This is a genomic window from Frankia sp. EI5c, assembly GCF_001636565.1.
Classification (GTDB): domain Bacteria; phylum Actinomycetota; class Actinomycetes; order Frankiales; family Frankiaceae; genus Parafrankia.
In genome coordinates this window covers 1-8,869 of the sequence record NZ_LRTK01000092.1, presented here as the reverse complement: position 1 = coordinate 8,869, position 8,869 = coordinate 1, and the positions used below count along the sequence as shown (strand labels likewise).

Below are 8,869 nucleotides of genomic sequence, written 5' to 3'. Positions count from 1 at the left end.
CACGCGGCGGCTCTGCGTGGCAACATCCCGTGTGCGTTCAGTCGCTCGCAGCATTCGCCGGTCGTGAGACCCTCGTCAACGATCCACGCGATCGCCTGCAACAGCATGGTCCACTCGTGGTCGTCGATCACGACCATGCAGTCGCGGCCGGTGCCTTCGCGGCGGTAGCCGTACGGCGCGTCACCGCCCGGCCAGCCACCTCGCCGAGCCTTCGCGTGCTGGCCGCGCGCCATCTGCTCGACGACGTTGTCTCGGTCCAGCTCGGCCAGCCCGAGGAACATGTGCCGGACGAACCGCCCGTTCGCGGTCGAGGTGTCCACCTCGTTCTCGATCACGACGAGCGCAACGTTCATCTCTTCGAGCGTCGCCGCGAGGGTCAGCCCGATCCGGGCGTTCCGGGCGAACCGCTTCCAGTTCAGGACGATCACGACGTCGATCTGACCTGCTCGGCAGTCGGCCATCAGCCGGTCCCATTCGGGGCGGCTGTCGGTCGTCCCGGTGTAACCCTCTTCGGTGTAGACGCCCGCGACCTCCCAGCCGCGCGAATCGGCGGTCAGCCGGCCGCGCCGCTCCTGGTCTTCAAGCGAGGTGCCGTCCACCTGGTCTTCGGTCGACACCCGGCAGTAGATCGCCGCACGCAGAGTGCGGCTGGTTGCGCGTTTGATGTTGGTCATGTTTCCCTCGATCTTGGTGGGTGCGGCGCCACAAGACCCCCGGCAGGTTTGTCCATTTCCTGCCGGGGGTCGTCGTGTGTTTGGGTCAGTCCGTGGCCGGCGGCTCGGCCTGGGCGCCCTGCTCCGGCGCCTCCGTCGTGCCGCCCGGCGTGGCCGCCTTCGACCTGGCAGCGGCACGCGCGGCCTTCGCCCCCCGCGACACCCGGGACTTGTCCAGGTGGGCCGTCCAGCCCCGCGCGGCGAGGGTGGCCGCCGCCTGCTGGCCAGCGGCCTTGACCGCCTTCGACGCGTCGAGCGCCTCACCGGCAAGCGCCGCGTTGATCAGCGCGCCCTTGAGCTTCGCGTCGTGACCGGGGAGGAACTCCCTATTCACGGTCGCGCCGCATCCGCACAGGCACAGCCGGGGGTTGGGGGTCTCGCTCATCGGGTCTCCTCGGTCTCAGCGGCGTGCGGGTTGGGGGAAAAGGCGAGCCGCTGATCGGGTAGCCGGACAGCGAGCAGGCGACCAGCGCGGACGAGTTCGACCAGCGCCGCGCCCAGGTCGGGGGTTCCGGCGCCGTCTTGCGGGTGGCCGCCGGTCGCCAAGATGCGAGCCAGCTCATCCGCCGTGAGCGCCACGGCGCCGGGGGGCAGCGGAATGGCGGGCATCAGACCAGCCATTCCGCGACCAGGGAGAACGTTTCCACGGTTTCCACTGTCTCTCCTTTAATGGAATTGGCGGGACCAGGCGCCCCGCCGGTATTTCCATTAAAATATGCAATTTGCCTAAGAGACAATATATGCGGGAAACAATGCGCACCCATTGCAGATATTCGCGGGCAACAACGGGAAACGGCGAATCGGAAATATCATCGGCGAACGTGACAGGGTGTCAGCCGGGCGGGCATGATCGGGACATGAGCACACCCNCATCGGTCCGCACGATCCGACCTGAGACCCTGGCCGAAGTAGAAGCCGAGGCGACCCGTGCGCATGCCAAACACGGCGCCCGGTCGATCCTGAGCCCAGATCTACCGGACGCCGTGCGCCTGCCTGTGCTGGTTGAGGAGGTCGGCGAGGTCGCCNGCGCGATGCTCGAAGGCGCAGACCTGGACCACCTCCGCGCCGAGCTGATCCAGGTCGCTGCGGTCGCGCTGACCTGGGTGGAAGCACTCGGCCCGGTTCCGGCGCCCCGGGGTTCCTAGGGACATCGAGGTATCCCGCGCGGGTCACCGGACGGGCGGCTGTTACCTGCCGTGACGCAGATCAAGGGAAGCTGCGCCGCGCCCCGCCACGGGCAGGGGGGTCAGCTCACCGACGGGTGGTCTGAGACGGGGCGGACCTGCCGCACGCGACGGCGGCCGGAACGGCGGGGACCTGCCGCGTGGTGGGGGCCGAGCGGGACGCTCGGCCAGCCAACCACAGCTACGCAAGCCCCCACAATCTCGACCGGCGTCAGCTTGCCGGGCGACCCGCCCCACCTCGGGACGCGCGGGTGAGCTGGAGGTACCCCCCGACGACCCGTTTCCCTACTTCGTTCCGTGTCTCTCAGGCAGGGGTCGATTCCAGCTCGCCCAGGCGTTCGATGATCTTGATGGGCAGTTGCTCTGGCGAGAGCCGGTAGCCGCTCCAACGGTCTCGCGTGTCCGGCTTGAGCGACGCGACGAACCGCAGCAGATCCCGGGCGTTCGGCNGGACGATCTCGGCCAGGACGGGACTCGGGACCAGCCACGCGGCGGTGTACCGCCCGACCTCGGGATCGACCGCGACGAACAGCATGTCCAAGTCGTCGCGCGGCCGGAGCGTCGAAGATCGGACGAACGCGACGAAGCTTCCGCGCTGGACGCCCTTGCTGTCGGTCAGCCGGGACTTGACCTGTACGGCGAGGGTCGCCGAGTTGTTCCGCTTGTGGAACACCAGGTCAACGCCNTCGTCGTCCACGATCGATGTCGAGACGTTCAGCTCGCCACGGGTCGCGAGGATGCACGCGGCTGCGACCAGGTATTCAGCGGCCTTGCCGATGCGCCNGGCACCTGCCGATTTGGCTAGGTAGCTGTCCTGGTCGTTGTCGTCCTGCTCGATCTCGTCCACGTGCCCCCCCTGTTTGGGTCGAATGTCGACCACGTACGGTGANGGCAGCTTAGGGCGGTTACGTTCGGTTTCGACCGCTGGCCGCCCCGGTGTGGCTGCGGAGCGGCGCAGGGTCGAAGTCCGTCCGGCCTATGTCACGCGCGGCGCCNGCGCTCGATCAACAACCACCACCGGCGGACCGTTCTGGCTAGGTCGCTCATCACACACGTCCCTTCGCAAGCCACCGCTGCGCGGTCCGGACCGACACCCCGTGGCGCTCGGCGATGTCGCGGGCCGTCGTCTCACGACACCCGGTGTCGTCGGGCTGTCGTGGTACGACAGCGAGCTTCGGCGGGTTGTCGTGGGCGGTGTCGTCGCTGTCGTCCGCCGTGTCGTCGGGCGCGACAGCCGCTGTCGTGTCGTTGTCGTGCCTGGTGTCGTCGCTGTCGTGGCCAGCGGCGCGCGGGCCGGCGGCTGTCGTGGCCTCGCTCTGGCCGTCCGGAGCCACGGGGAGAACCTCGTGGTGCGGGGCGTGGCGTGGGGCCGGGGCGAGCGCGGGAGCGTCCTCGGGGGCCTCGACAGCCGGGTTGTCGTGGCTGTCGTCCGGGCTGTCGTGCCTGGTGGCCGCTGCGACCGGCCACCGGTCGGGTGTCGTGGCGCTGTCGTGCTCGCTGTCGTGGCTGTCGTCGGGTGCGACAAGCCGGAGCACGAGTTCGGAGATCAAGACCAGGATCACAGGTGGCCACGCGCTGATGATCCAGCCGGTCACGGACTGCTCGCCGTGGGCGACGTTCGCCGCGACGGAAGCCGCCATGCACAGCAGGAACGCGGACCAGGCCAGCCGCCGGGTTGAGCCCCGGGCGCCCTTGAACAGGACGACCGCGACCACGACCACCGGCGCATCGACGGTGAACGGCAACAGACGGGCGTTGAGGGGGTCCTCACCGTGGGCGAGCAGCAGGCCAACCATGTGCCTGTACGAAACGAACATGGCGATCGTGGCGACCGCGCCGAGGGCGACCCAGACGAGCCACCGACCCGCGCGGTTCACCGGACTTCCGGTCGGCTGGTTGGGTAGAGTCATGATCGGATTCCTGTCTGTGGAGGGGTCCGAGCTAGGCGCCGACCAGGGATGCGACCCCCGGTCGGCGCCGCTGCGTTCAGCGCGCTTCGTCGGCCAGACCGGCGGCTACCGCCTCGGTGGCCGAGAACCAGGTCTCGGCACGCATCCGGTCCCGCCAGGTGGCGGCCGAACCGCCCGCCCGCCGGGCGTAGATCGCGGCCAGTTCGTCGGAGATCCGATTCAGGTGGTCGACCGACTTGCCGAGCTGCGCCGCGTTGCCGCCCGATGAGATGAGCGCGTCGTGGATCATCAGGTGCGAACCGGCGTTCATGACCACGTGGTCACCGGCCATCGCCACGACCGACGCGGCGGAAGCCGCGATCCNGTCGACGATCACCGTGACGCGCGCCCGGTGGTTCTTGACCGCGTTGTAGATCGTCAGGCCGTCGAACACTGACCCGCCGTCGCTGTTGATGTGCAGCTCGATCTCACCGGCGGTGACCTTCCGCAGGTCGCGGACGAAGTCTGCGGAGCTGACCCCGTCGGGTCCGATGTCGCCCATCAGGTCGATCACCGCGACGTCGGTCGCGACGCTGTTCCGGATCTCGTAGCGCGCCCGTACGGGACGCTGCGCCCGTGTACCCCGCCCGACGGGCCGGCGGTGGCCGCTGGAGTCCCGGGCGGCCACCCGAGCGGCTCCCGTGGGGTCGTCGGGGGCGGGCACACCCAGCAGTGCGCGGACCACCTCCGGCGGGGCGGTCGCGAATGGGCTCGCCGGGTCGGTCGCCAGAGCCCAGGTTGCCGGGTCGGTCGTGACGAACGTGGCGACCGCCTCGCCGTAGATCCGGCGGACCGCGTCGACCACGATCGTCGTGGCCAGCGCCGCACTCACGTCGGTGTAATCGGCGTCGGCCTGTCCGATGATCGTCTTGACCATCTCGTTGAACTCGTCGCGGACCCTCTGCTCCGCCCGGTCGAGCGCCGTGTCGGGCTCCCGGTTACCGGCCGCCCGGCTATCGGCGACCCTGCGGACCCGGGAGCCGGGTTCGATCCCTTCGGTGAGGGCGGTGTCCAGGGTGGCGGACAACCAGGCGAGCGCCTCACGGAAGTCCGTCATATCGATCTCGTGTTCCATTTCAAGAACCCCTATTCGCTGGTTGGCTGCTATCTGGGTCACCCGGGACACCCCGGTATCTCGCTGGGGTTACCGGTGTCTCTGCTGGGGTCACCGCCCGGCGCTCACCGCAGCGCATCCGGAGAGACACCCACGACGTGATAGGCCACGTCCTCACCGGGGGTCCGCACAGTGAGGACAGAACCCCCCTGCTCGTCGCCCCGGATGAACGCGCCTTCGGCAGCTGACCCCCACAGCCGCTCGCCGTACGGAGAGGGCCGGAAAGCCGCCGCGACGCGGGACCACAGCTCGGCATCGGACATCACGTCTGCACCTTTCCTAGCTCGTCCAGGACGGCGTCACGAATCACGGGGTCTTCAAGGTCCAGGCCGAGGCGTGCGGCAACGTTCGTCATCAGGCGGACCACGGCCTGCGCCTGGTCCTCGGTGATCTTGGCCAACCGCTCATCGATCCGAAGCTTGGCGATGTTGGCGAGCACGGACACCGACCGGTCGAGCGCCCGTTCGTAGAGCGTGATTTCGGCCCGCAGTTGCTCGGCACCCTGCCCGTTGTACCGCCNTGAGCCTGCGTCCAGCTCGGCTACTCGCTCACGGAAGANGTCCTTTACCGCGACGATTTCGCCTGCGAGTTCGGCCAGCGCCGCTAGCGGGTTGTCGACCGGAGTCACGCCCCGCCGCGCAAGTTCAGCCACGGCCTCGTGAGCAGCGATCGACGCGGCCGGTTTGGTCCCCAGGNGCATACGGCACTTGTTCGAACCTCGGACGGCGGGGCCTTTACAAGGTTCACGGTTCTTCCGTAGCGCTGTGCAGCGCATGGGGTTCGCCTCCTTCCGGGGGGCATTTGGGGGTTGGGGCGCTCACCGCTGGGAGCCGTCGGCCAGCTCGTAGGCGTCGGGCCAGATGTCGCCCAGCTTCACGCCAAGTGCGTCCGCGATCTTGGCGCGCATCCAGGGAGTGCAGCAGACCGGGCCACGGGCGCCGTTGGCGGTCTCGATGTGCTGAATCCGGCTTTTGCCGACTCCGACCCGACGGGCCAGCTCGGACATGGTCAGGCCAGCCACCCGAGGCTGGCTCAGCCGCCACGCACGCAGCCGCTTGCCGGCAACCTCGAAGTCATAGGCGTATTCAGGTGAGCCGATCGGCACACCGGCGTAGTTCGGCCCGACCAGCGGGGCGCCGAGCGCCGTGGGGCGCGGCGCATTTGTGTCCACTTCCATTCAGTCCTCCTGATAGGGGGCGGGTCCTGATCGTGAATACCCGTCGCGATCACTCGCCGTTATGCGGCTACGCGGCTACGCGGGCTACGCACTCGTACGGGCCAGCTCTGGCCGCGTGCTCTTGGGCCGCCGTCGTCACTCGCGATCGGTCGAACAATTACCGCTGGTTTATCGTTCGCGCTTCTTCTAATATTTCGACCTAAGAAAGGTAATTGCCCCGTTACTGCGTAGCCCGTGTAGCCGGGCGGCCGGAGCAGCGGCGCGGGGGCGCGTAGCTGCGTAGCCCGCGTAGCCGCCCCCGTCCCGTCGGGGCTCGTGGGCTACGCAGGCGGCTACGCACTGCGTAGCCCGTAGCCGCTGCTGCGTAGCCGCCCACGGTCACTCCCAGTTAGTGCTGGCAGGGTCAGTCACGCCCGGGATCTCCTGCTGCGCAGGTGGTCCGTCGGGCGACCACCGCAGCTCGACCCGCCGTCCCAGGCGCACCCCGCCTTTCTTGGTGGGGTCGTGGAACACGACGTCAAGGCCGTGTTGGTCGCGTAGGTCAGGGGCGTTGCGTCGCAGCCGAGCGGACAGCACCTGGCCGTTGCTGGGCCAGTTCCTGGGCTTGTCGGTCTGGTACTTGCCGAGCCGCTCCAGCAGGGCGGTGGCTGACCCCTCCCAGGTCGTCACCCCGTTCCGCTCGGGTGCCTGTTCTTCGATGAACGCCAGGAGCGCCGAGTTGACCGCGTCGCTCTCGATCACCCGGGCGCTGATGACCTCCTGCGCGCGCTCGAACGCCTCCCACGCGCCCAGGTCCGGGCAGACCTTGTCCAGGGCGAGCAGCACCTGGCCGAAGTCGGCCATGCGGACCTGCGGGGTCTCAACCTCCGGTATGACGACCAGGACCTGAGCCAGCAGATCGAGCAGTGCTCCGACCACCGCCGGCCGGATCTGTTCGAGCGCCTCCCTCACCTGCTTCTCGGTTCGGCGGATGGTGATCCGCTGCAGCTCCAGCGGCAGTAGCCGCGATCCGAGGTCGCCGCGGAGCGCCCCGACGTCGATGCCGTTGATGATCACGACCCGCCGGAATGTGTCGACCGTCAGGTCCCGGTCGGCGTAGAGGGTCCGGCGGACCATGGCGTCTCCGGTCGACGCCTTGCAGATCGCGTCCGAGAACCAATCGGCGATGTACGAGACGTTGTCCAGCNGGATCACCCACGAACCGGACGCGGCCACCACCCACTGCTCGTAGTCGCGCGGGGTGGCTCGTGTCGGGGCGGCCGACGGGTCGATCAGGGAGACCAGGGTCACCATCGCACCGGTCTTGGCGGTCCCGTGCTCGCCGGTGATCAGCAGCACTGGGTGTGGGATCTCCGGGATGAGCGAGGCGACCAGGAACGCCACGAGCAGCGCCCAGTCTCGATCACTAACGTTGAGCAGCTCCCGCAGCGCGTCCAGGGCGCCACCGCGTTCGGGTGTGGGCAGCGGCTTGGTCAGCGCCGACCGGCGGAACAGCACCGGGGCGTNCGACACGACCTCCCAGCCACCGGGGCGGACGACCACCGCGCGGCCGGTCTCCTCCTCGCCGAGGTCGATCACCACGGGGCGCGCTGGGTCGGCCTCGTCCCGGGTGACTCGGTAGGCGACCGACCGCTTCTCGCCACGCCGGGCGAACCCTTCCAGGGCGACCAGCGCATCGGCCAAGCCGGAGTTGGACGGGGCGGAGCCGGACCGCTCGAAGTAGAGCGCGGACAGCTCGGCGCGCAGGCCGCCCGCTCCGCGCAGCATCCGCGCGATCCGGACGTCTCCTCCCTNCGCCACGGCGAACGGCTCGCCTTCGTCGGTCTGTCCCAGGTCGTACCGCTCCAAGGCGAGGTTCACGAGCTGGGTGGCCTGGGATGGGCCCTTGCCGCCGCTGGGCTTGTCGCCGTCTCCGCCACGTCCGGCGGGATAGCGGCCCCAGACCTCGTCGACCTTCGCCCGTGCAGCTTCGGCGGTGAACCCGGCCACCTCGCTCGGTCCGCCGTTCTGGCAGTCGCGTCGCCGCTGCTCGATCAAGGCATACGCCTCGACCTTGTCGACGTTCCGGCTGCGCAGCAGGCACGCGTACTTGAACAGGGTGTCGTCGTGCGCCCCGTACGGGATCGCCTCGCCGAGGCGACCGGGGCGGGGGCCGTCCGTGCTGCTCGTCGCGGTGCTCCGGGGGGCCGTCGCGGACACAACGAGCCACCGCGGGGCCTCGACCACCGTCCCTNCCTGCTCGGTCTCGTACAGGCGCCCGGAAGGGTGCAGCGAGCCGGGCAGGACGATGTAGCCGCCGTCCGCTCGGATGTCGACACTGTCCGCGATCTTCGACGCGCTGTTGCTGACCTTGGTGCCGTTCTGCCGGTAGATCAGGTGTCGGCCCCTGCCGGTCCGGTGGGTCAGGGTCGGGGTCTCGCCGTGTTCGTCGACGAGGGCAGCCCACCCGTCCGCCCCACGCGACCCGTCCAGGTCGACCACGACAAGCCCAGCGGTCACACCGCCCCAGTTGCACCCGGGCCATTGGCGCACCCACGCCCGGATTTGCACCCGGTCGGCGGTGGCCTCCTTGAATCCGCTGGCGGTCCGTGGGTGTTTCCCGGGGCTGCTGCAGCTGAGGTCGCTGCACGTGCAGCGGTTGTCTTCATAGGAATGCAGCGGGAAAATGCCATTTCCGGTCCGCTCCACCCAGTCGAGCGCGCCCCGAAGCGCGGGGTGCCCGGAGGCGAGTG

Annotated in this window: 9 protein-coding genes and 2 pseudogenes; all 11 read right to left on the bottom strand. The window is 69.2% G+C overall.

All coding sequences use genetic code 11. From position 1 onward, the window contains the following. The coding region (locus UG55_RS23735; RefSeq protein ID WP_131799255.1) for a recombinase family protein at window positions 1-674 on the bottom strand (674 nt) is incomplete at its 3' end. 85 nt (window positions 675-759) lie between these two features. Beyond that, on the bottom strand, window positions 760-1,098 hold the full coding sequence (locus UG55_RS23730) for a hypothetical protein (RefSeq protein WP_066073304.1): 339 nt from the start codon (window positions 1,096-1,098) through the stop codon (window positions 760-762). Beyond that, window positions 1,095-1,322: a hypothetical protein gene (locus UG55_RS23725; protein ID WP_128423154.1), complete on the bottom strand. Its 228-nt coding sequence runs from the start codon at window positions 1,320-1,322 to the stop codon at window positions 1,095-1,097. The genes UG55_RS23730 and UG55_RS23725 overlap by 4 nt, the downstream gene beginning before the upstream one ends. A gap of 1,621 nt (window positions 1,323-2,943) precedes the next feature. Further along, window positions 2,944-3,807: a DUF2637 domain-containing protein gene (locus UG55_RS23715; protein ID WP_083987137.1), complete on the bottom strand. Its 864-nt coding sequence runs from the start codon at window positions 3,805-3,807 to the stop codon at window positions 2,944-2,946. Between the two features lie 76 nt (window positions 3,808-3,883). After that, window positions 3,884-4,170, bottom strand: a pseudogene (locus tag UG55_RS48040) (ATP-dependent Clp protease proteolytic subunit); the annotation flags it as partial. A gap of 1 nt (window position 4,171) precedes the next feature. Next, the coding region (locus UG55_RS23710) for an ATP-dependent Clp protease proteolytic subunit (RefSeq protein WP_242425006.1) at window positions 4,172-4,963 on the bottom strand (792 nt) is incomplete at its 3' end. 62 nt (window positions 4,964-5,025) lie between these two features. Then, window positions 5,026-5,223, bottom strand: a complete 198-nt coding sequence (locus UG55_RS23705) for a hypothetical protein (RefSeq protein WP_128423151.1) — start codon at window positions 5,221-5,223, stop codon at window positions 5,026-5,028. Between the two features lie 554 nt (window positions 5,224-5,777). Continuing rightward, complete coding sequence (locus UG55_RS23695; RefSeq protein WP_083987136.1) at window positions 5,778-6,137, bottom strand: helix-turn-helix domain-containing protein; 360 nt, start codon at window positions 6,135-6,137, stop codon at window positions 5,778-5,780. A gap of 1,506 nt (window positions 6,138-7,643) precedes the next feature. Further along, window positions 7,644-7,904 (bottom strand): annotated as a pseudogene (locus UG55_RS30310) (ATP-binding protein); the annotation flags it as partial. Window positions 7,905-7,931: 27 nt separating this feature from the next. Beyond that, a partial coding sequence (locus UG55_RS30305; RefSeq protein ID WP_206779416.1) for a hypothetical protein occupies window positions 7,932-8,336 on the bottom strand: 405 nt, incomplete at its 3' end. 35 nt (window positions 8,337-8,371) lie between these two features. Continuing rightward, a partial coding sequence (locus UG55_RS48035; protein WP_396230994.1) for a bifunctional DNA primase/polymerase occupies window positions 8,372-8,825 on the bottom strand: 454 nt, incomplete at its 3' end. Between the last annotated feature and the right edge of the window lie 44 nt (window positions 8,826-8,869).

Coding starts and splice junctions, on each gene's coding strand:
- UG55_RS23730 (WP_066073304.1), bottom strand. CDS start 1,098: ATGAGCGAGACCCCCAACCCCCGGCTGTGCCTGTGCGGATGCGGCGCG.
- UG55_RS23725 (WP_128423154.1), bottom strand. CDS start 1,322: ATGCCCGCCATTCCGCTGCCCCCCGGCGCCGTGGCGCTCACGGCGGAT.
- UG55_RS23715 (WP_083987137.1), bottom strand. CDS start 3,807: ATGACTCTACCCAACCAGCCGACCGGAAGTCCGGTGAACCGCGCGGGT.
- UG55_RS23705 (WP_128423151.1), bottom strand. CDS start 5,223: ATGTCCGATGCCGAGCTGTGGTCCCGCGTCGCGGCGGCTTTCCGGCCC.
- UG55_RS23695 (WP_083987136.1), bottom strand. CDS start 6,137: ATGGAAGTGGACACAAATGCGCCGCGCCCCACGGCGCTCGGCGCCCCG.